Source organism: Mucilaginibacter auburnensis, assembly GCF_002797815.1.
GTDB lineage: Bacteria > Bacteroidota > Bacteroidia > Sphingobacteriales > Sphingobacteriaceae > Mucilaginibacter > Mucilaginibacter auburnensis.
The window spans coordinates 1628672-1650028 of the sequence record NZ_PGFJ01000002.1 but is presented as its reverse complement, the minus strand read 5'-3'; the positions used below and the strand labels follow the sequence as shown (position 1 = coordinate 1650028).

Sequence of the window (21357 nt, the reverse complement as noted above, 5' to 3'; positions counted from 1 at the left end):
ATATACCAATGTTTGATCAACCTAACAGCTACTGTTATAGCATAAAAGTGCTGCTACTTATTATATTTGTGAAAACACTCATTATGAATGCTGTAGCCCCTATCGCCAAGAAACGTATTGATTCAATTGATATAGTGCGTGGCATTGTAATGATCATAATGGCACTTGACCATACCCGTGATTTTTTCACAGATTCTTCGGCCGATCCAACAGACCTTACCCGCGTTTCCACCGCGCTGTTTCTTACAAGATTCATAACACATTATTGCGCGGCAACATTTGTTTTTCTGGCAGGTACAGGGGCCTTTTTATCCATCAGCAGGGGCAAAACTAAATGGGAAGCCTGTAAGTTTTTGGTGTCTCGGGGCTTGTGGTTAATTATACTGGAGCTTACCATTATACATTGGGGCTGGGGATTTGGTTATTTTCTGCAGGTAATTTGGGCCATAGGGGTTAGCATGATCGTGTTAGGGGTGATGGTGTTTTTACCTGTTAGCGTTATTACTGCCCTGGGTTTGATCATGATCTTTGGGCACGATCTATTTGACCGGCTAAAGCCAACTGATTTTACCGGGGCGGAAAGCACGCTCTGGAGTTTTTTGCATGTACAGGGCGTAGTGAAGCTTTTTGGCGAAGATGTATTTATACTTTATCCGCTGATACCATGGGTAGGCGTAATGATGGCAGGCTATGGCTTCGGAAAATTGTATACCATTGATGCACCAACAAGGAAAAAGTACTTAAGATTAATTGGCTGTTCGGCTATATTGCTGTTTGTGCTCATCAGGTCGTTTAATTTTTATGGAGATCCTTCGCTTTGGACGGAACAGGGCAGCGTGATACGCACTGTATTATCATTCATCAATGTATCTAAATATCCGCCATCACTTGACTATTTACTCATCACTTTAGGGCCGGTAATTTTGCTGCTTTCGTTTTTAGAAGATGTACAGAATAGTTTAACCAATGTGGCTGTGCTTTTCGGCAGGGTAGCGTTATTTTACTACATACTGCACCTTTACCTTATACATGGTTTGGCGATATTGATAGCTGCAATTAGCGGCTCAACAAAGGGCCTGTCTTTCAGCCTTCCGGTAGTTTACCTGCTTTGGGCGCTGGTAATCTTTATTTTATATTTTCCGTGCCGGTGGTTTATGCAATATAAACGCACGCACAACCAATGGTGGTTAAGCTATTTTTAATTATTGCCGGGATATAGCATTGGTTTTACCGTCTCAAATAAATATCGGGCTATAGCAGCCATGCCTTTATCTGAAGGATGGGGTTGTACAGCGGGATTTTCAAACTGACCGTAAGCGTAGTTGGATGTATCGTACTGCAAAAAGTCTAACGAAATGAACTGTGAATGTTTCTTCATTACTTCATTGGCTAATTCACGGTATGGCCAAACCGAACCTGCAGCCAGTATTTTTATAGATGGATTTTTAGCTTTGAAAGAATTGATCAGGCCCTGATATTTTAGATCGAACAGATCTCCTTCTTGGGTACGTGTTACATTCTCGCCTATGCGTAGTATCAACAGGTCAGGATTATAGGCCAGTTCGTCTTTTAAATTTTCGGCAACATTATAGGTGTCAAATTCAACCTCAAATTGGGCTATGTTTCTTATCCTTACGTCGTTGTTGCTGTTTATCTTTTTTAATTCTTCGGTAAACAGATGCACATAATCTTTGTCGGCACTGGTAGCAGCCATGCCCCAATTGCCGGTCCACTTATATGTGGTGTCAGCCCTGGAGTAAGTAACGCTGTTACCCAGTATCAATACTTTATAAGAGGGAATCTCTTTCTTTTTTTTGCAGGCTGCAAATACACATAAAACAAGGAAAAGCAGCGCAAAACGTTTCATAAACTATTCGCTGTCGGGTTGGCGCTCTTCCTTACTTATTTTATCAAATATTTTATCCATGCGCTCAACGTATTCGTTGGTATCATCCACAAAAAACTCGAGCTGAGGTATTATCCTCACCTGGTCTTTAATGCGGGCGCCTAACTTATATCGTATTTCTGAGGCGTGCGATTTAACTGTATGTAAGGCCTGTGCCACGTTGCTGTTGTTAAAAAAGCTCAAGAACACACGGGCAATGGCCAGATCGGGCGTAACGCGTACTTTGGTAATGGTTACCAGGGTATTGGGCAAATAGTTCATGCCTTCGCGCTGAAATATGGCCGCAAGATCTTCCTGAATTACTCCGGCAAATTTTTGTTGACGTTTTGACTCCATAGTAAATAATTTAACGCCAAACAGGCAAATGGGTTTTTATTTAATATTTACATTAAAGCGCTAAGGCTTTATTTACAGATATCTCCGGGGATATCTTTCGTGATGCGTATCAATTTTCTGACGGTTAGCGTACTATCATAAGCCGACTCGGGGCCTTCTTTTTCTGAAGGCGTCATGTCGCCCTCCACTTCAATATAAACCGACTCGTAAGGCTTTTCAAATCCTAATTGTGAGTATTGCAGTTCCAGTTTAGCGGAGCTATCAGCCGTCCAGTATTCTTTACCGGTTTTGCAGTCGATAAATAGTGCTGCTTCAGGCCCAAAGCTATACAGGCCCTTAATAACAACCGGTTTATTGGTTTTATTCTTTTTGTTATTACAAGCTCCTATAGAAAATAACAGGATAAGTAAACCAGCAAAGTAACATATATGTAGACTGCGCATGCTGTAAATTTACAAATCATGTTTGATATCATCTAATCCTTTAACACTTAAACGCGCGCTAATTGCTGATGCTATAACAGAAATTACTGTAACTGTGAATAATACGAGTGCAAAATCACTTACTATAAGTTTTATTGGATAGCTGGTTAGTATGGTTACATTCTCGCTCATTTTTATAAAGCCATAGCGTTGTTGCAGCAGGCAAAACACCAGGCCAACAGCTAAGCCAATCACACATCCCGTCATGGCTATCATCATTCCTTCAAAAAAGAAAATACGCTGTATCAAACGCTTATTGGCGCCAACGCTGGTTAATATGGCAATGTCCTGCCGCTTGTCAATAACCAACATGGTTAAGGTGCCGACTATGTTAAATATAGCTACCACCAATACAAACGTAAGGATCATGAAAATAGACCAGCGTTCAAAATTGAGTGTTTTGTAGAGTTCAACATTTTGCTGATTCCGGTTTTTTACAATAAACGTATTGCCGAGTTTTTCTTCTATTTCTTCCTGAATGCGATCAATATTGGAGCCGGCTTTATAGGTTAGTTCTAAGGACGATACCTGTTTTGGTTCGCCAAGTAGTTCTCTGGCAAAATCAAGCGATACAACCACTATATCATCGAATTCCTGTTGTATGGAAAACACACCCGAAGGGTATATATTAGCCACCTTAAACTCATCCATCGGGCTGATAGAAGCGCCAGTAGTGCGCCTCGGTGAATAAATAACCATTGGGGTCATTTCATCGTGCACGTTTACTGATAAACTGGTTTGCACAGCAGTGCCAATAACTGCAAACGGTTTGCCGCCGGCGTTTAGCACAAAACCACCATCCTGTATGGCGCTGTCCAGGTTTTTGTTCTTCAAAAAATCATCGCTCATGCCTTTAATGTTGGCAATGAAATTTTTGTCCCTATACTTTACCATGCCTTTTTCTTCAAGCGCTTCGGTGAACGAGAATATGCGGCTGTCCTTGCGTAAAGAATTAAAATACGGCGTGTTTGGGTCAAACGTTTTACCCAAACGTGCTTCAATCTTAAGTTCGGGCGTAAAGTTGCTGTATAGTTTAAGTATTACATCTTCAAGTCCGTTAAATGCCGATAGGATAATGATAAGTGTAGCGCTGCCTATAAAAACCCCCACCATTGAAATGCCCGAAATTATATTGATAGCATGCGTTTTCTTTTTTGAGAAAAGATACCGTTTAGCTATGTAAATGGACGTATTCAATGGTTGTGTTTTGTTGCAAAAATACCTAAATCAGCTTTATTAAAAGTTAAAAGCAGGTGGTTTACTAATTAAAGAATGGATTATATTGTTTTTCAAACCCAATGGTGGTTTCAGGGCCATGACCCGGATAAACCACACAATCATCAGGCAGGGTAAATAACTTTTCGTGTATGTTACTCATCAATAACTGATGGTTACCGCCCGGCAGGTCGGTACGACCAATGCTACCCCTGAACAATACATCGCCGCCAATTAAATGATTGGCTTTTTCATCGTAAAAACACACATGCGCCGGAGAATGGCCGGGGCAAAAAATGATCTGAAAGGTTGAGTTGCCAAATGTCACCCATCCGTCTTTCGTCAAAAACTCATCAGGCAGGGGAGAAGCGTCATAACGTAATCCAAATTGTGGAGCATAGGCTATTACCGCATCTAACACATCCATTTCGCCTTTGTGAAAGCGTGGTTTTAAACCGTACAGGTCAAATATTAGTTTGTTACCTAATACGTGGTCAATATGGCAATGGGTATTGAGCAATGCAACGGGTTTTAAACTATTATCTTTAATAAAGTTAACCACCACATTCTGTTCAGACGCGGTATACATACCCGGGTCAATAATAACGCACTCGTTGGTCTCGTCGTAAACTATATAAGTATTCTCTTCGAAAGGGTTATTGGGAAATATTTGTACAGCAGCCATTGGGGGTATATTTTGATTTACGATGCCTTAAATAATTAACGTAATTACGAGAGTAAAGAAGGCACTCAGATGTATAATAAATGAAAAAAGATAAAGTTTGCCCTTTCTGATAAGTTGCACGGTTGAAATTACGAATAAGACTGGTGTAACAATTAATGCAAGCAAAAAAAGTAAAACGTCTAAATTGGGAGTACATGGTCCGCTTTTAAAAGCCCCCGAACATTCAACAAATAATAATAGTGGTATAGCTATACTGTAATAAATTACAGTATGGCGTGTTGGACTAGTTGTTTTTTTGTAATATCGAACTAATTTTTCCATTTAAAACTCTTTATCATCACATCTACATCCTGCTTAACAAAGTCAAGCACAGGCTGGATGGAGTCTAAACGGGGTTCGCTGTTAAAATATAAAGCACCTCGCAGATAATTCTTAACGCTATCAGTCAAATAGAATTGTACCGATGATGCCGCATTGCCGTCAATGGTATAATAAATACCATAAACTTTGCGGTCGGGGTAGCGAATAATGCCCTCATCAATGCTGCTTGCTTTAACGGTATGTTTAAAGGCAAACTTGTGCGCGTCTTCAATCAACTCATCAAATATTTTTTTTGATGGGATGGTCTCGTAACTCAAATGCAAAGTGGCGTTAAACTGTGGAAACTGCATGTTTAACAGCGTTTGCATATTCAATAATTTGCCTGATGATTTTGACAGTGTATCGCGCTCCATCACCGCATATTTGGGGTATTGAAAGGTAAAAGGATTATCAGACTGATATTGCTGATACGCCCTTTGCGGAAAGTTAATGCGGTAATAACCACGTGGCTTGGGTGCATAGTCTTCTTCACCGCTGCATGCGGTAATAAAAAGTATTGCGGTAAATATCAGGAAGAACCATTTCATGGATGTTTCTCCTCCGAGTTCCAGATCTCCCATGATTTTTCAGCCTGCAAAAGCAGCATTTCATAGCCGTTTTTAGTTGCGGCTCCCTGTTCGCGACCTTTTCTTAGAAATACAGTTTCTTCCGGGTTATAGATCAGATCGTACAACAGGTGATCGTCTGTGATAGCTCCATATGGAATTGGCGGAAACTCGTCAACATTAGGATAGGTGCCCAAGGGAGTAGTATTAATAATGAGTTTGTGATTTTTGATATGATGCGGTTTCAGATCATCAAACAAAATATTATCGCCATCCGGCTTGCGGGTAACCACGGTAAACGGTATCTCCAGGTTCTCTAAAGTGCATTTAACAGCCTGGGCAGCCCCGCCATCGCCTAAAATAAGCGCTTTTTCGTGATGTCTTTTAAGTAAGGGCTTTAATGACATTTCAAAGCCATACAGATCAGTATTATAACCTTCCAGCCTGAAGTCATGGTCTTTAATACCTACTTCACCCGAAAAAGCAGCCATAACCGGGCTCTCCTTTATTACTCTGATACAATTAACTGCACCGGCCTTGCGCGCATCATGCTCTACCCAATCTAAAAAGCGTAATACGTTTTTTTTATGTGGAACAGTAACGTTCAGACCACAAAGTTTTGGGTTTTCATCAAGCAGATCCTGCAAGCCTTCAATGTTTTCTAAAGGGTAATTGTCATACACAGCATCTGTAATGTTCTCGCTTTTAAATTTTTCAGCAAAGTACTTTTTTGAAAAAGAATGTGAAAGCGGAAAGCCAATCAAACCGTAATATTTCATGCCGTAATATTAGCAATTTTAGTTGGCAGTTGGGAGTTTGCAGTTCTCTGCGTGCAGGTTGCAGATAAAAAGTACTGCTAACAGCAAACTCCCAACTGCAAACTAAACGCTATATTTGAGCCTCAAACAAAAACCTCCAAATGAGCAAAGTTATTTTGGTTACCGGCGCATCATCGGGCATTGGCCTGGCCAGCGCAACCGCGCTGCATAACGCAGGCCACACCGTTTACGGTACTACCCGTAATATTGATAAAGTTAAGAACGCCCTTCCGTTCAAACTGATACAACTTGATGTTACCAGCGATGAATCGGCCGAAAGCGCTGTAGCGGAAGTAATAAAGGCCGAAGGCAAAATTGATATGTTGGTTAACAACGCCGGTAACGGTATTGCAGGCCCGGCTTACGCTATGCCGGTTGACAAGGCTAAACAGCAGTTTGAGGTTAACTTTTTTGGTGTAGTGCGCATGTGCAGCAAGGTAATACCCGAGATGCTTAAACGCAACAGTGGCACCGTGGTTAACATAAGTTCGTTAGGTGGTTTGTTTGGTTTGCCTTACCAAAGCATGTACAGCGCATCTAAATATGCTATTGAAGGGTATTCTGAAAGTATGCGTATGGAGCTGCTGAAAACGGGGGTTAAGGTTGTAACCATTAATCCCGGCGATTTTAAATCAGACTTTAGCAGCAACCGCGAAAAAATACTTTTTACAGTTGATAACGCGCAGCTCAACATGCAATATAACGCCGCTGTTGCAGGGATGGAGAAAGATGAGGCCGCAGGAGCTAATCCGCAGGCCATTGGTAAGCAACTGGTTAAAATAGCGGCAACATCAAGCCCTAAACATCAGTATTTAGTAGGCGCTATTGGGCAAACTATTGCGGTTACACTAAAGAAAATGTTGCCTGGCGGCTTGTTTGAAAAACTAATGGCTGACCATTACGGAATAAAGTAGTTAAATCTTAAAATAAGATCTTCTGCTAGGAAGATTGAGAGGGTATGGGAAAAGACAAACTAAGGCGTTTTGCCGAGGTAGAAACATTTAGTAATGTAGTGCAGCTGGATGCCGGCAAGCCATTTAAAGGCAACTGGGCAGCTGATTTTTTTAAGAATAATAAACCGCTGGTTTTAGAACTGGCCTGCGGCAAAGGTGAGTATACTGTTAACCTGGCGCGCCTGTTTCCGGATAAAAACTTTATAGGCATTGATTATAAAGGTAACCGCATTTGGCGCGGGGCTAAAACAGCTTTAGAGGATGGCGTTAATAACGTTGGTTTTTTGCGCATACAGATAGAAACCATTCTCGAATATTTTGCAGCAGGCGAAGTGGATGAGATATGGATCACTTTCCCTGACCCACAGCCGCAGTTGAGTCGCGAGAAGAAACGCCTTACGTCGCCGCGGTTTTTAGATAAGTATAAAGAGATACTGAAGTCGGGTGGCGTCGTTAACCTAAAAACAGATAACGACGGTTTACATGCTTACACTGCCGAAAAAATTGAAGAGTTAGGTTTAAAACTACAAGTAAGAACGGAAGATCTTTATAACTCGGAGTTTGCAGATGAGGTATTATCTATCAAAACCTACTACGAAAGAAAATATCTTGCTGATAATAAAAACATCAATTATCTCAAATTCTCGTTTGAATAAACCATGCCCGACTATAGCTTTTTTGATAACGTGTATGATGTTGCCCGCCAGATACCAGCCGGCCGGGTTACATCATATGGAGCTATAGCGCATTACCTGGGTACCAAAGGCTCTTCGCGCATGGTGGGTTATGCTATGCAAGCGTCGGGCGCAGCTCATCCTCCTGTGCCTGCACATAGGGTAGTAAACAGACAAGGCTTATTAACTGCCAAAGCTCATTTTGGCGGTGATACCATGCAGCGTCTGTTAGAGGCCGAGGGTATAAAAGTTAAAGACGACCAGGTACAAGATTTTAAAACCGTATTTTGGGACCCGTCCATAGAACTGGCTTTATAAGCTACTCCTGCTCTTTATACACGCCGAACATTTCGTTAATGGCTTTCTCGCGGTAGGTGAATATCTTTTGTACTTCTTTGCCTACAAATAAGGCGTTAGCTAATGTGCCTATCGGTCCGTAGGGTATGGCGTAGTTTAAAATGTCGGTCATTAGAACGCCACCCTTTATTTCCTTAAAATGGTGTTGATGGTGCCATAGGGCGTAAGGGCCAAAACGTTGCTCGTCAATAAAGTATTCCATATCCTTAACATGGGTGATCTCCGTCATCCAGTTAAGTTTGATTCCCAGTACCGGCGACACTTTATAAGTGATGATCATGCCCGGATAGATCTTTGTCTCCGGTGTAAAAGGCGACGTCACCTTAAAAGCCATTTCTTTAGGCGTTATTTTAGCCAGATTTAAGGGCGATGTAAAAAAGTCCCATGTTTCGGCTAAAGGGATAGGCAGCTTCTGCTCAAATTTTAGATGGTAAGTTTTCACACCCAAATTTGCACAAAAATTTAGCCAATGATTGTAATAGGCATATTTTTAGCGCTATTAGGAATATCTGCCGCCTACTGCACTATCTTATTGGCGCAGTATGAGCTGGCAAACGCTTCTGGCTTAGCCTTAAATACAAAGCCCATGCTCAAAATATAGCCCATAGCCTCATGCAGTGCCTGATTTGACTTGAACATTGGGTTAGTGTTAATGTCGGCATGTACTTCCAGGTCAACATCATAGAGGTCAAGCAGATCACAAAGACTGTACGCAGTATCAATAGACTTTTGCACTTCGCTTAACATGCGCTCCTTAATGCTCATTTTTTGGGTGCTGCGCTCCTGGTGGATGAACATAAAACCACCGCGTGCCTCGCGTAAAAACACAATAACGGTAGCAAAGTCGGTAACGGTGCCTTTTACCTGCGAGTCGGTACCAATGCATACTTTAAGCTTGTTGCCTAACAGGCTTTCGCGCTCAATTGCCTGCTCTACTTCTTCAATAATTGGCGATTGGATGATCTCGCCGCTAAATTTTCTCCAGGTCATAAACGATAATTTGAGATGAATATTCGCAAACCTTGGACTGAGGTTTATAAAAATAAGGCATTAACATTCACATTAAGGTAAATGCTGCATCATTTATTTGTTAACATTGTGCTAAATATCAACAGATTAGAATCGATTTACCTGTTTGGGGATGGTTAGGTTATAAAGGAGATAACGCTAAGAGCGTCCTGACGGAAGGCAAGTGTTTTGTTTCACAGAAATATATGTAATGGATGAAACGCCTGTAACGCGTTTAGGTGGTAAACGGCTTGCTACCAATACTTTAAAAATCAATTGTGAAACAAGTTGTAACAACTTTTAAGTAGGTAAGTATAGCTGTAAATCAGCGTTAAAGATTTGATTTACAGCTATCTTTTAGAAGAGACCTTTTGTGTGTTGTTTGTGTAACAAAACGTGATTAGTTGAGGAGGGGAATATTAACGGTAGTAATTTTCTCTTATTTCTACCAATATGCGTTCTGCTTCCAGGGTATCCGGACGCTCGGGTAAGTTTGAAATGGCGTATGCCGCTTCTATTCTTTTCATCTTTTTTTCAATCATTACCATGAGTTCGGCAAACTCAAATTCCCCTCTTCGTATGCTTAATAAAAACTCACGGTCTGTTCGCTCTACAAATATCTGTTGATGAATGGCAATTTCTTCAGCCATGTTTAGCAATCGGATGGTGTGCATCATATTCTTTGCATCGTAACTCTTGCCATGAGATAATGTACTTCTAAAACGTTCTTCATTTCGGTTTTCTTCCCATTCCTTGTACTCTCTGTATTCGCGGCAATACATGGAATAACCATCCTTATTAAAACTCATTACAGCTAAATGGTTAATACCTTTCGGAACCTGGCTCAACTGCACATCGTTTGCATCTTGTCCGGAAACTATCCCGCGTAAATTGCCTGCGCTAAGCTGCTTACTGCTGTACAATAAGTAAACATTTCTGAAATGATCGACACTCACCAGTCCACATTCTGCCTGATCAAGCCAATTTAGCTTTAACCATTGTTGCAAAGAAATACTCCCGTTGTTATATATAACATAGCAAAAGTCTAAAACCGACTTCCGTTCAACCGGAAGTGGTTGATTTATTTTCTTGTTTAAACCTTTTGCTTTTTTGATCTGCGTATAAGCATAACCTGCAAATGTGTTAAGACAAAGTTTTGAAAGAAATTGCTTCGGCTTTACCAAATCCATCAACGGATGCCTGTATAATACAAACTCCGCGGGCGTACTCAGCAGTTCCAGTATATTAGGGTTGTTTTTAGTTAGCAGATCTATAAATCGTCCGACTTCAAAATAAACTTCATCATTACGGGCACTCGCTATTTGTGTTTGTTGTTCAAAGCCAAACAAGGTTGTTTTTGGAGTTATAAATACACCCTTTTTATCCAGGTCGGAATGTTCCGTATTAAGATTGTATGCCGTACTTCCGCTTATGCAATCAAGCAGTAACAGGTTATTACTTTGCTTAAGCTCTTCAAAAGTCATGATGCTATGTGTTTTCTGAAAAGCACGTTCAATTCCTCAACGCCCCGTTTATTTGATGATAGCAAAGGCACTTTTGTGCGGCAGTACTCAAGCGTTACTTTTAGCCATTCATTTAATTGTTCAACCGGTGATATGTATGCTTTTTCGTCTGCAGCACTTTTTTTGATCAACAAGTCGTCTATGGTTTTCTGTATCAAATCATCTTTTATTAACACCCGCAATGGCGCAAACTCCATGGGCGGAACGTTTTGTTTCTCAATTATCCATAAACATGCCAGTAAAGGTCTGAGCGCGTAGAAGTAGCGTTTAAGTTTAACCTTATTCGCCTGCAAATCGTCTCTGTAGGTGTTATGCGCCATAGATAAATAATGGTTAGCACCGGCACGTAAAGAATAGTAAGCTGGCATTAACTTTTTTATTTCACTTACAAAACCTTCATCTTGCTGATAAATAATGGGCGACTGTAACCACTCGTATAATGGCCCGTTTGATTTAAGAAAAAGTTTCAGCGCCTTTTTTAAGTCCCAACCTCCAATATCCAAAACTTCGTTAACGGGCAATCCAAGCACATCGGGCGGTTCAGTTATACTTAAATACTTATTATTGTTGTGAGCATAAATAAAGCGTACATCAAAATCACTATCCGGTGATTCAAACCCCCAGGCTCTGCTTCCTGACTCGCACGCGTATAAAATTTTTATGCTTTCGCGCTGCTCTAACTCTAAGAGCTTATTTAAAATGATTTCTTTCATGTTGCGGTTAGATTAAAATACGACGGCAACATTTGACGTCAAAGTTTTCTATGGCTTAATTGCCGTTGGTTTTAATCAACGGAGAAATAAATAAAAGACAGGAGCTTTAGCCAAATAGTAGTGTTAAATATAGTCTGTCATATTGAGCGCAGCGAAATATCTTATACACTATGCCTAACCAGCGGTCTACCTGTCGCTTTTATAAGATCCTTCGCTGTAGCTCAGGACGACAAAGACTTCTTAATGCCTTGCCCGTCTCTTCAGCACTCCACCGGCGGCTTCTTTAATAATGCCGGTAAAGATGAACGCGCGCGGGTCTATATCATGTACAATGTTGCGCAAGCGGCGTACTTCCAGGCGGGTAACAACGGTATAGATGATGTCAACCGGGTGGCTAACATCAAAGCTCTCTTTTAAAAAGCCGCGCTCGCCTTTGTAAACGGTAATGCCACGGCCAAGGTTCATTACCAGTTCACGCTTAATAACTTCGCTTTGGCCAGATATAATGGTAACCCCTGTATATTCTTCCAAACCTTCAATAACAAAGTTGATGGTGCGCGATGCTGTATAATAGGTCAGTATAGAATAAAGCGCGGTAGGCAACCCCATTTTTATACCCGCTATCAGGAAGATAATAATGTTAATGCCCAAAATGATCTCGCTAATGGTAAAGCTGATGCGTTTACCTGTATAAAGCGCTAAAACTTCAATGCCATCTAACGCGCAGCCCCCACGCATGGCCAAACCCACACCTATACCCATAAACACACCACCGAAGATGGATACCAACAACTTATCGCTGGTAACGGGCTCAAACGGAATGAGTAACAGCGCTAAACCCAAAGCAATAACAGCAGCCAGTGTTTTTAGCGCAAACCTGCGACTAACCTGGTAAGCACCCATTACAATAAAAGGCAGGTTGGCCAGCACAATTACGTAAGCAATATTGTAATGGTAGGTTTCGTGTATCAGCAGTGATATACCGGTAACACCGCCGTCAAAAAAACTGTTAGGAACCAAAAAGCTTTTAAGGGCGAAGCTGCAAAACAAAATACCTGCTACCGTATAAAAAACATCAGTTAGCCACTGTGGTATGAGTTTATTTTTCATGTAGTATGTAAACGGGCTTTTATTGCTGCTAAGTTAAGCTCTTTTTGCGCTTGTCGGGTATTTATAGCTGTTTTTGTGAAATATTGATGCTGTCGCATAAAATCAATCTGCATTCGGTCCCATTCTTCGCGGGTTTTTACTTTTGCGGTTAGCAATAGTTCGTTATACAACTTATCGCTTATGGTAAAAAAATCATCGCGGCCCAAATAATCCAGATCAGCATCAGCAATTATCTCACCTAAATTATCTTGTGGCGATTGTGGAAGGCGGGTAGCGTGTATAATATGGCATATGGTTTCAATTTCTTCGGCATTATAACCGGCAGCAGGCAAATGTTCAATCGCTAATTTGCACGATTGTTCTTCGTGCCCCTCGTTAGTGATTAAAAACCCCGAGTCGTGGTACCAGGCAGCCGCCAATAATAGGTCTGTTTGTTGAGGACTGATACTTTCACCTTCGGCCAATCGAAGCGCGGCGGCATGTACGTCTCGGGTATGCATATCGTTATGATAACAAAAATAAGCTGGCAGGTCACGCTCCAGTTTCGCAATAATAAATTCACCGGCGGTTGCAGATCGCATAATTGGTTTAAACAGGGGGGCTAATATATAAAATGTTCAGCATGTGCGTGTACCACTGCCCTCTTTGCCCGTAAAGCAATAATTAGCTATATTTAGCACATATATAAGCAACGGTAAATGACTTTTTTCTTCTTTTTGGCTGCCTTTTTATTGTTTAACTGGCTTAACCGCGCCATTAAAGGGACACCTTTGCAAGAACGGTGGCGCACCATATTCAATTTCGGGCAGATAGGTGCGATATTAATCTATGCTTTTTTAGAGAATATTTTGAGGGGCATACCGCTGCTTATTATAGGCGATGCATTGCTGTTCGGATCTATTTGGTACCTCAACAAGCAAGACGAATTTAAGGGTTTTAGAGGTTATTTCGAGTCGCATTACCCGCTTATAGCAACAGGCGTTATAATTATACTGGTAAAACTTATACTGCCTGATTTTTATGAGGAGTACGGCGAGTATTTTGCTTTGCCGGTAGTAGCGGCTTTTGTTTGGATAATGAGTCGTTGGGCAGCTTCAAAAAAACAACGGGAAGAATTACGCATAGTTAAAGCCCAAAACCTTGAGCTTGACCGCCTGGTGGCGGAGCGTACTGCCGAGCTGACCCTCCAAAAACAAGAACTTGAAAAAGCTATTGAACTGTTGCAAACCACGCAACAGCAATTGATACAGGCCGAAAAACTGGCCTCGTTAGGCGAGCTTACAGCAGGTATAGCCCACGAGATACAAAACCCGCTTAACTTTGTCAACAACTTCGCTGATGTAAGTACGGAACTGATTGATGAAATGGAGGAGGAGCTGAACAAGGGCGATACCGAAGAAGCCATTGCCATTGCCGGCGACCTTAAACAAAACCTTGAAAAAATTATACACCATGGTAAACGTGCCGACAGTATTGTTAAAGGCATGTTGCAACATAGCCGTGCCAGCACAGGCCAAAAAGAAAAGGTGAACATCAACAATCTGGCTGATGAGTACCTCCGCTTGGCTTATCACGGATTGCGCGCTAAAGACAAAAGCTTTAATGCCGAAATGATAACACATTTTGCCGATGGTATGCCTTTCATTAATGTTGTACCGCAAGATGTTGGCAGGGTATTACTTAATCTGTTTACCAACGCGTTTTACGCGGTAAGGCAAAAGCAAAAAACGGCTGGTGCAGATTTTAAGCCCTTGCTTGAAGTAACCACTACTTTTACTGCAGAGGACGTGATCATTAAAGTGAAAGATAATGGTACAGGTATCCCCGATGAAATAAGGGATAAAATAATGCAGCCCTTTTTTACTACCAAGCCTACAGGCGAGGGTACCGGGCTGGGCCTTTCATTAAGTTATGATATTATTGTGAAAGGACATGGCGGTAACATTGACATTGAATCTGCCGAAGGCGAAGGCTCAACCTTTACAATTGAACTGCCCATTGCCTGATAATTGCTATATTTAAACGCTTATGAAGATATTGGTTGTAGATGATGAGGCGGACGTACAGCCGCTTTTTTTGCAGCGTTTCCGTAAAGAAATCAAAAATCATGAACTTGATTTTGACTTTGCCTTTTCGGGCGAAGAGGCCCTGACTTATCTGGAAGAAAAACACTCGGAAGTGGTGCTGATCCTGTCAGACATTAACATGCCCGGCATGAGCGGCTTGGATCTGCTGGTAAAAATACGTGAGGACTATGATAACCCGCCGCCCCTGGTGATGATGATAACCGCTTACGGCGACGAAGAGAACAAAAACAGCGCCTTGCAAAGAGGGGCCAATGACTTTTTGACCAAGCCGCTTGATTTTAACATACTGAAAGAAAAACTAAATACTGTACTGCATAATGGCTAAAATACTGGTTGTAGATGATGAGGCAGACCTGGAGATACTGGTAAAGCAAAAATTCAGGAAGAAGATTCGCGAGAACGTTTATGAGTTTGTGTTTGCGCAAAACGGCGAGGAAGCGCTGGCCAAAATAGATGAGCACAACGATATTGATATTGTATTGAGCGATATCAACATGCCTATAATGGATGGCCTTACATTGCTTGGCCGCCTGCCCGATGCTAACCCTATGCTTAAGGCTGTAATGGTATCGGCTTATGGCGATATGCAGAACATACGTGCTGCCATGAACCGTGGCGCGTTTGACTTTGTATGCAAGCCTGTTGATTTTGATGACCTGGACCTTACCATGCAAAAAACAATTGAGCATGTTAAGCAATTGCAGGAAACCATCAAGGCCATAAAAGAAAATAACATACTTAAGATGTATGTGGATGAGAATGTGCTGAATTTCATGACGCACAAAGAGTTTGAAAATGGCCTTCTTAAAAACGAACTGACCGAGGGCACGGTAATGTTTATGGATGTGAGCGGTTTTACTTCTATAACAGAGCAGGTGCCGGTTAACACGGTGGTTGAAATGCTAAACGGCTTGTTTGACAAGATTGTAAAAGAGATTATAACACAAGGAGGCCGTGTTGATAAATTTATGGGCGATGCCGTGATGGCCGTTTTCCGTGGTGATTACCATCTGGACAGGGCCATTGATACCGCTCTTGCGGTGCGCAAGCAAATGAGTTCGGTACCGGCATTGCAAGTAGGCGATAAAACTTTTGAGGCCAATATTTCCGTAGGGATCAACTCGGGCGAGATGATCACGGGCAATATTGGTTCAGCTTCGCTTAAACGCTTAGACTATACAGTGGTAGGGGATGCCGTGAACCTAGCGCAGCGCTTACAGTCTGTTGCCAAGCCAGGGCAAATAGTAATTACAGAGCAGGCTTATGAGAAAGCTAAGGAATCTTTCAGTTGTGAGCGTATTGGTGAGGTTACGCTTAAAAACAAGGCTAATCCATTTATAATATACCAGGTACTGGAATAAAAATTAAAAAGGCCCCGAAGCAATCGCAACGGGGCCTTTCTCATTGGTTTATACTTGGTTTAGAATTGTAGATCGTCTGGGTCTCCACTTCCCTCAAATGTAGGTTGGCCCTCGCTTATTTTAGCTCCCTGTTTTACGTAGCCTTCCTGTTCAAAATCAGTTTTGCGGCCTAATAGCGTAAAGTTTTCTGCCACTATCTCAGTAGTGTATTTTTTTATCCCCTCTTTGTCTTCAAAAAAGCGGGTGCGTAGTTTACCTTCAATGTAAACCAGCTTTCCTTTTTGCAAAAATTTGGCTGCAACATCAGCCAGGCTGCGCCAAAGCACTATGTTATGCCATTCGGTTTGTTCAACCTTTTTGCCGTCTTTATTATAGGTTTCAGAGGTAGCCAAAGGGAAGCTTGCCACAGATACGCCCCCTTCTAAATATCTAATTTCCGGATCCTTGCCTAAGTGGCCAACCAGAATCACTTTGTTTATTCCTGACATGGCTCTAAAAGTACGATGTTTATTTCTAATTTAAAAAATTATCTAAAAATATAAAAATCACCTTTGGTAACGCTATCTTTTTTAAATTTTCTACTTCTATGAAAACCCAGTTAGGGTGCATTGTAAGTGGTTTTTGCTTCAAAACAACAAACCTTACATATAAATGCTGATGCGTTAACACGTGTTTTATAATTGGTGAAGATTTCGTTATGATTAATTTCTTACCGAATATTTCAACCACTTCGGGTAAAGCGATTAATTCATCCATGCTTAACTGATGCGTGGTTTCTATCAGAGGCAGGTCGTACATATTGGCCCATATGTCGTTATCGCTACGTTTATTCATCAATATACGCCCATTCTCATCTTCAAACAAAAAATAATTGAAGAACCGCTCCTTCACTTTTATCTTTTTTGCTTTTACGGGAAAGCTGCCGGCAGCGTTGTGTAAAAATGCATAACAACCCATACGGATGGGGCAAGTGCCGCAGGCGGGATTCTTTGGTTTGCATACCAACGCCCCCAACTCCATCATGGCCTGGTTATGAGCAGCCGGATCTTTCTCGTTCAGGAAATCATCAGCGGCCTGTCTGAATATTTTTTTGCCGGTAGTGCTGTCAATAGGTTGGCTTATGCCCAGGTAGCGCGATAGCACCCGGTAAACGTTACCGTCTAACACAGCTCTGGCTTCGTTAGCCGAAAAAGACGATATGGCCGCGGCAGTATATTCGCCTATGCCTTTTAGTTTTATAAGTTGATCATAACTCGTGGGGAACACACCATTATACTCTTCCTGCACCTGTTTTGCGGTTTTTAACATGTTGCGCCCCCTTGAATAATAGCCAAGGCCCTGCCAAAGCTTTAAGATGTCATCCTCTGGTGCTGCGGCAAAATCTATAACGGTTGGATATTTTTCCAGAAAGCGCTGATAGTAAGGCAAGCCCTGCTCTACACGGGTTTGCTGTAGAATAATTTCCGATAGCCAAATGGTGTAAGCGTCGGTTGTATGGCGCCATGGCAGGTCGCGTTTAATAGCGTGGTACCAGTTTATAAGCTCTTGTTGAACATGCATAACCTGCAAAAGTAGGAGTTATTGCGCTAATTGTGTGGCATTTGTAATATATAATGGTGTAGCTGATACCCCGGCAAAAAAAAAGCCGTAATTATTTCAAACTTTGCCGATAAAAAGATACTTTTGCAACCCCAAATCAGTTAAGTAATAATATATTAAAGGAAAAATAAAACATGACTAAAGCAGAAATTATTACCGAGATCTCATCTAAAACAGGTATAGAAAAAGTTGACGTTCAGGAAACAGTTGAGGCGTTTTTCAAAGTAGTGAAAAACTCTATGGTAAGCGGTGAGAACGTGTATGTTAGAGGATTCGGTAGTTTTGTTATTAAGAAAAGAGCTAAGAAAACAGCTCGTAACATTTCAAAAAATACTGCAATTATTATCCCTGAGCACTTTGTACCAAGCTTTAAGCCAGCAAAAACTTTTGTTGAGAAAGTAAAAACCGGTAACAAAGCTTCTAAATAAGCATTAAAAAATTAAAGGATATGAGAACAAAACAAATAGCATTTATAGCAGCCATTGTGTTAGTTATGGGCTATTTGTATGTTCAGCCTTTAAAAGCCCTGACCAAGGCCGAAAGTAGCCACGATACCCCTCAGAATGAAGCTGCTGCTGCCCCTGCAGTTAAAGTAACCGTTGAAAGTGTTTCTACCACAGCCAAAGCGGCTATTGGCGGAGGGCTTTCTGCAAAGATAACTGATCTGGAAGCCAAACTTCAAAAGGCAACTACCGACGCGGAAAAAACTGATATTCAAAAGCAACTGGCAAAAAGCTGGGATGATGTAAATCAGCCTGCTCCTGCCGCTTTTTATTATATGGCACTTGCCCGCAAAGAAAATACGTTTAATCAATGGATGAATGCGGGTAACCGCTTTAACGATGCCTCTAAAATGTCGGCAGATACAGCCGCGGCGCCTACTTTTGTAAGCAACGCTGTTGAGGCATTTCAAAATGCTACTAAACTTAACCCTGCCAGCCTTGATGCTAAAACAGGTTTAGGTGTAGCTTATGTTAATGGCGGTGCCGGCCCAATGCAAGGTATAGCGTTATTGCGCGAGGTGGTTGAAAAAGATCCTAACAACGTTGCGGCTAACATGAATCTTGGTCTGTTCTCCATGAAATCTGGCCAGTATGACAAAGCTGTACAGCGTTTTAAAACGCTTATAGCTATTAAGCCCGACTTTGAAGCTTATTTCTATTTAGCTGAAAGCTACAAGCAAATAGGCAAAAAACAAGAAGCTATTGCGGCTTACCAAAAATGCAAGGAATTAATGCCTGATCCAACATTTACTCAGCGCATTGACCAGTATATAAAGGAATTACAAAATTAAGTTAAACACATTTAAAAAATTATTATTATGCCAAGCGGTAAAAAACGTAAAAGACATAAAATGGCTACTCACAAACGCAAAAAGCGTTTAAGAAAAAACAGGCACAAAAAGAAATAAGATGAGGGGCTATATGCCCCCTTATTTGCTTTTGTAGCAAAGCAGATACGCATTTATTGTTTTTTTACCCTAATGATATGCCTTTAAGTACGCTTAAACGGGCATTATAAGAAATGGAGTAGCAGTTGATAAAAGAATTAATTATCGATTCATCCCCAAACGGGGCTACCATTGCATTATTACAGGATAAACAACTCGTTGAGCTTCACAAAGAACAAATAAGCAACAATTATACTGTTGGCGATATTTATCTCGGGCGCATTAAAAAGCTTATGCCCGGGCTAAATGCCGCTTTTGTCGATGTTGGCTACGAGAAAGATGCTTTTCTGCACTATCTTGACCTTGGTCCGCAGGTGCAAAGCCTGTTAAAACTGACCAAGCAGGTGCGTGGTGGCAGTTACAAATCAAAATTGCTGGATGGCCTTAAGCTGGAAGAAGATATAAGTAAGGGAGGAAAGATCTCTGACGTATTGACCAAAAACCAGCTTGTTCCTGTGCAGATAGCTAAGGAGCCTATATCTACCAAAGGTCCCCGTTTAAGCTCTGATTTGTCTATTGCCGGACGTTACGTAGTGCTGGTGCCTTTTTCTGATGTGATATCCATATCAAAGAAAATAAAAAGCAACACCGAGCGCACGCGTTTGCGCAAGATAGTGGAAAGCATAAAACCTCAAAATTTTGGGGTTATTATCCGCACCGTTTCTGAAGGAAAAGGTGTAATCGAAATGCAAAAAGACCTGCTTGATCTGATATCAAAGTGGGAAGCCTTTGTTACGCGCCTGCCTGCGGTAGAGCCGGGGAAGAAAGTATTGGGCGAAATTGGCCGTACTTCAACAATTTTACGGGATATTTTAAATCCCGATTTTCAAAGTATTCACCTAAACGATGCCAGCTTATTTGAAGAGGTAAAATCGTACATACGCGATATATCTCCTGATCTGGAAAGCATCGTAAAGTTGCATAAACACAAAGACCCGATATTTGACCACTTTGGGGTGGACAAACAAATTAAAGGTGCCTTTGGAAAAACGGTAAACCTGGCGGGCGGTGCCTACCTGGTTATTGAACATACCGAAGCGTTACACGTTATTGATGTTAATAGCGGCAACCGCACAGCAAGCAAAGAAAACCAGGAAGAGAACGCTTTCCAGGTGAATAAAGAGGCTGCTAAAGAAATTGCAAGACAACTGCGCCTGCGCGATATGGGCGGCATTGTGGTGATCGATTTTATTGACATGCACAAGCCAACTAACCGTAAAGAGCTATTTGACTTTTTACGTGCCGAAATGGCGCATGACAGGGCTAAGCACACTATTTTGCCGCCAAGCAAATTCGGACTGGTACAAATTACCCGTCAGCGTGTTAGGCCCGAAATGAATATTGTTACCAGCGAGGTTTGCCCGGCTTGTCATGGTACAGGCACCATAAGGCCAACCGTTTTATTGCTGGACGATATAGAGAACAACTTTAATTATATACTGCTTGAACAAAACGAGCGTGGCATAACTTTATGCGTACACCCGTATATTGAAGCGTATATTAAAAAGGGAATCATCAGCTTACAGATGAAATGGTTCTTTAAATATAACCAGTGGATAAAGGTTAAAAGCAACCCATCTTACCAAATGACGGAGTTCCGTTTCTTCTCATCAAAAGATGAAGAAATAAAGCTTTAGATATGCGGATGAGCAGATATGCAGAAGTGCAGATGTTTTAATTAGCATCTGCACTTTTTGCTTTGGGAGACAATAAATGCTTTACATGGATATAGGAGTTCTACTTAACTAAATAAAATAGAATGCTTGTCTAACTTGCGCCAAATAGTTGTAATTTTATTATCTACTTGCTTACAACTTATTCACCTTGTCCATGAGTATCCTTACAATAACCAACACAAACAGAAAATGGAACCAAGTAATTTTATGGTGGGAAATCAGGCGGATTACCTACAATTTTATAGTGCTTGGGGTAGGCCTGTTAAGTTTCTTCATAAGCTATGTCTCTATTCCGCTTGTTTATATTTCAATAGCTTTTTGGCTTAATGCAATTTATACGTTGGGATGGATTATTGAATTGTCAATTCAAAAATATTCGTCTCAACGTTTTAAATTGAACTATCCGCCGTATGCATATCTGTCATACCTTGCTTTTTCTTCAGTAATTGTTGTCAGTTTGGCGCTTTACTTTTACAAT

The 21357-nt window shown here is 41.3% G+C and carries 25 protein-coding genes; 10 read left to right on the top strand and 15 right to left on the bottom strand.

Annotation, left to right across the window (positions count from 1 at the left end; all coding sequences use genetic code 11):
* The first annotated feature begins 68 nt into the window (after window positions 1-68).
* A complete protein-coding gene (locus tag CLV57_RS18115) occupies window positions 69-1202 on the top strand; it encodes a DUF1624 domain-containing protein (RefSeq protein WP_211290093.1) in 1134 nt (377 codons plus the stop codon).
* Here CLV57_RS18115 and CLV57_RS18110 read toward each other — a convergent pair.
* The 7 genes from CLV57_RS18110 to CLV57_RS18080 all read right to left on the bottom strand — a co-directional run bounded on the left by CLV57_RS18110 (window position 1199) and on the right by CLV57_RS18080 (window position 6329).
* Window positions 1199-1867, bottom strand: a complete 669-nt coding sequence (locus CLV57_RS18110) for an SGNH/GDSL hydrolase family protein (protein ID WP_100342783.1) — start codon at window positions 1865-1867, stop codon at window positions 1199-1201. The genes CLV57_RS18115 and CLV57_RS18110 overlap by 4 nt on opposite strands.
* A gap of 3 nt (window positions 1868-1870) precedes the next feature.
* A complete protein-coding gene (rbfA, locus tag CLV57_RS18105; RefSeq protein WP_100342782.1) occupies window positions 1871-2242 on the bottom strand; it encodes a 30S ribosome-binding factor RbfA in 372 nt (123 codons plus the stop codon).
* Window positions 2243-2310: 68 nt separating this feature from the next.
* Window positions 2311-2685, bottom strand: a complete 375-nt coding sequence (locus CLV57_RS18100) for a hypothetical protein (protein WP_100342781.1) — start codon at window positions 2683-2685, stop codon at window positions 2311-2313.
* A gap of 9 nt (window positions 2686-2694) precedes the next feature.
* Entirely contained in the window at window positions 2695-3921 is a 1227-nt protein-coding gene (locus CLV57_RS18095) for an FtsX-like permease family protein (RefSeq protein ID WP_100342780.1), read from the bottom strand.
* 64 nt (window positions 3922-3985) lie between these two features.
* Window positions 3986-4624, bottom strand: a complete 639-nt coding sequence (locus CLV57_RS18090) for an MBL fold metallo-hydrolase (protein WP_100342779.1) — start codon at window positions 4622-4624, stop codon at window positions 3986-3988.
* A 308-nt stretch (window positions 4625-4932) separates the two neighbouring features.
* Entirely contained in the window at window positions 4933-5532 is a 600-nt protein-coding gene (gene gldD / locus CLV57_RS18085) for a gliding motility lipoprotein GldD (RefSeq protein WP_100342778.1), read from the bottom strand.
* The gene (locus CLV57_RS18080; RefSeq protein ID WP_100342777.1) at window positions 5529-6329 is read right to left on the bottom strand and encodes a shikimate dehydrogenase family protein; all 801 of its coding nucleotides are present in this window, start codon (window positions 6327-6329) and stop codon (window positions 5529-5531) included. The genes gldD and CLV57_RS18080 overlap by 4 nt, the downstream gene beginning before the upstream one ends.
* A 140-nt stretch (window positions 6330-6469) precedes the next feature.
* Between CLV57_RS18080 and CLV57_RS18075 the strand changes: the two genes are divergently transcribed.
* From CLV57_RS18075 to CLV57_RS18065, 3 genes are read left to right on the top strand one after another with little or no spacing between them, the layout of a single operon-like run.
* Window positions 6470-7282 carry an SDR family oxidoreductase gene (locus tag CLV57_RS18075; protein WP_100342776.1) on the top strand — a complete coding sequence of 271 codons (813 nt, stop codon included), beginning with the start codon at window positions 6470-6472 and terminating at the stop codon, window positions 7280-7282.
* Window positions 7283-7326: 44 nt separating this feature from the next.
* On the top strand, window positions 7327-7977 hold the full coding sequence (trmB, locus tag CLV57_RS18070) for a tRNA (guanosine(46)-N7)-methyltransferase TrmB (protein ID WP_100342775.1): 651 nt from the start codon (window positions 7327-7329) through the stop codon (window positions 7975-7977).
* 3 nt (window positions 7978-7980) lie between these two features.
* On the top strand, window positions 7981-8313 hold the full coding sequence (locus CLV57_RS18065; RefSeq protein ID WP_100342774.1) for an MGMT family protein: 333 nt from the start codon (window positions 7981-7983) through the stop codon (window positions 8311-8313).
* A 1-nt stretch (window position 8314) separates the two neighbouring features.
* On the opposite strand, the gene CLV57_RS18060 is transcribed toward CLV57_RS18065, so the two are convergent.
* From CLV57_RS18060 to CLV57_RS18035, 6 genes are all read right to left on the bottom strand, one after another.
* The gene (locus CLV57_RS18060) at window positions 8315-8794 is read right to left on the bottom strand and encodes an SRPBCC family protein (RefSeq protein ID WP_100342886.1); all 480 of its coding nucleotides are present in this window, start codon (window positions 8792-8794) and stop codon (window positions 8315-8317) included.
* 74 nt (window positions 8795-8868) lie between these two features.
* Window positions 8869-9342, bottom strand: coding sequence for a ribonuclease H-like YkuK family protein (locus CLV57_RS18055; RefSeq protein WP_100342773.1), 474 nt, complete (start codon window positions 9340-9342; stop codon window positions 8869-8871).
* Window positions 9343-9779: 437 nt separating this feature from the next.
* Window positions 9780-10844, bottom strand: coding sequence for a DNA polymerase beta superfamily protein (locus tag CLV57_RS18050; protein ID WP_100342772.1), 1065 nt, complete (start codon window positions 10842-10844; stop codon window positions 9780-9782).
* Window positions 10841-11596, bottom strand: a complete 756-nt coding sequence (locus tag CLV57_RS18045; RefSeq protein WP_100342771.1) for a nucleotidyltransferase domain-containing protein — start codon at window positions 11594-11596, stop codon at window positions 10841-10843. The genes CLV57_RS18050 and CLV57_RS18045 overlap by 4 nt, the downstream gene beginning before the upstream one ends.
* 240 nt (window positions 11597-11836) lie before the next feature.
* On the bottom strand, window positions 11837-12706 hold the full coding sequence (locus CLV57_RS18040) for a YitT family protein (protein ID WP_100342770.1): 870 nt from the start codon (window positions 12704-12706) through the stop codon (window positions 11837-11839).
* The gene (locus CLV57_RS18035) at window positions 12703-13287 is read right to left on the bottom strand and encodes an HD domain-containing protein (protein ID WP_100342769.1); all 585 of its coding nucleotides are present in this window, start codon (window positions 13285-13287) and stop codon (window positions 12703-12705) included. Before CLV57_RS18035 ends, CLV57_RS18040 begins: the two co-directional genes overlap by 4 nt.
* Before the next feature lie 117 nt (window positions 13288-13404).
* Between CLV57_RS18035 and CLV57_RS18030 the strand changes: the two genes are divergently transcribed.
* From CLV57_RS18030 to CLV57_RS18020, 3 genes are read left to right on the top strand one after another with little or no spacing between them, the layout of a single operon-like run.
* On the top strand, window positions 13405-14712 hold the full coding sequence (locus CLV57_RS18030) for a sensor histidine kinase (RefSeq protein WP_100342768.1): 1308 nt from the start codon (window positions 13405-13407) through the stop codon (window positions 14710-14712).
* 22 nt (window positions 14713-14734) lie between these two features.
* The gene (locus CLV57_RS18025; RefSeq protein ID WP_100342767.1) at window positions 14735-15118 is read left to right on the top strand and encodes a response regulator; all 384 of its coding nucleotides are present in this window, start codon (window positions 14735-14737) and stop codon (window positions 15116-15118) included.
* Complete coding sequence (locus tag CLV57_RS18020; RefSeq protein WP_211290092.1) at window positions 15111-16154, top strand: adenylate/guanylate cyclase domain-containing protein; 1044 nt, start codon at window positions 15111-15113, stop codon at window positions 16152-16154. Before CLV57_RS18025 ends, CLV57_RS18020 begins: the two co-directional genes overlap by 8 nt.
* A gap of 59 nt (window positions 16155-16213) precedes the next feature.
* Here CLV57_RS18020 and CLV57_RS18015 read toward each other — a convergent pair whose 3' ends face one another.
* Together CLV57_RS18015 and mutY are read right to left on the bottom strand one after the other, a co-directional pair.
* Entirely contained in the window at window positions 16214-16642 is a 429-nt protein-coding gene (locus tag CLV57_RS18015; RefSeq protein WP_245857103.1) for a single-stranded DNA-binding protein, read from the bottom strand.
* A gap of 25 nt (window positions 16643-16667) precedes the next feature.
* A complete protein-coding gene (gene mutY, locus CLV57_RS18010) occupies window positions 16668-17714 on the bottom strand; it encodes an A/G-specific adenine glycosylase (protein ID WP_100342765.1) in 1047 nt (348 codons plus the stop codon).
* A 173-nt stretch (window positions 17715-17887) separates the two neighbouring features.
* Between mutY and CLV57_RS18005 the strand changes: the two genes are divergently transcribed.
* From CLV57_RS18005 to CLV57_RS17995, 3 genes are all read left to right on the top strand, one after another.
* Window positions 17888-18181, top strand: a complete 294-nt coding sequence (locus CLV57_RS18005) for an HU family DNA-binding protein (RefSeq protein WP_100342764.1) — start codon at window positions 17888-17890, stop codon at window positions 18179-18181.
* 20 nt (window positions 18182-18201) lie between these two features.
* The gene (locus CLV57_RS18000; RefSeq protein ID WP_100342763.1) at window positions 18202-19047 is read left to right on the top strand and encodes a tetratricopeptide repeat protein; all 846 of its coding nucleotides are present in this window, start codon (window positions 18202-18204) and stop codon (window positions 19045-19047) included.
* A gap of 242 nt (window positions 19048-19289) precedes the next feature.
* Entirely contained in the window at window positions 19290-20840 is a 1551-nt protein-coding gene (locus CLV57_RS17995; protein ID WP_100342762.1) for an Rne/Rng family ribonuclease, read from the top strand.
* The last annotated feature ends 517 nt before the right edge of the window (window positions 20841-21357 follow it).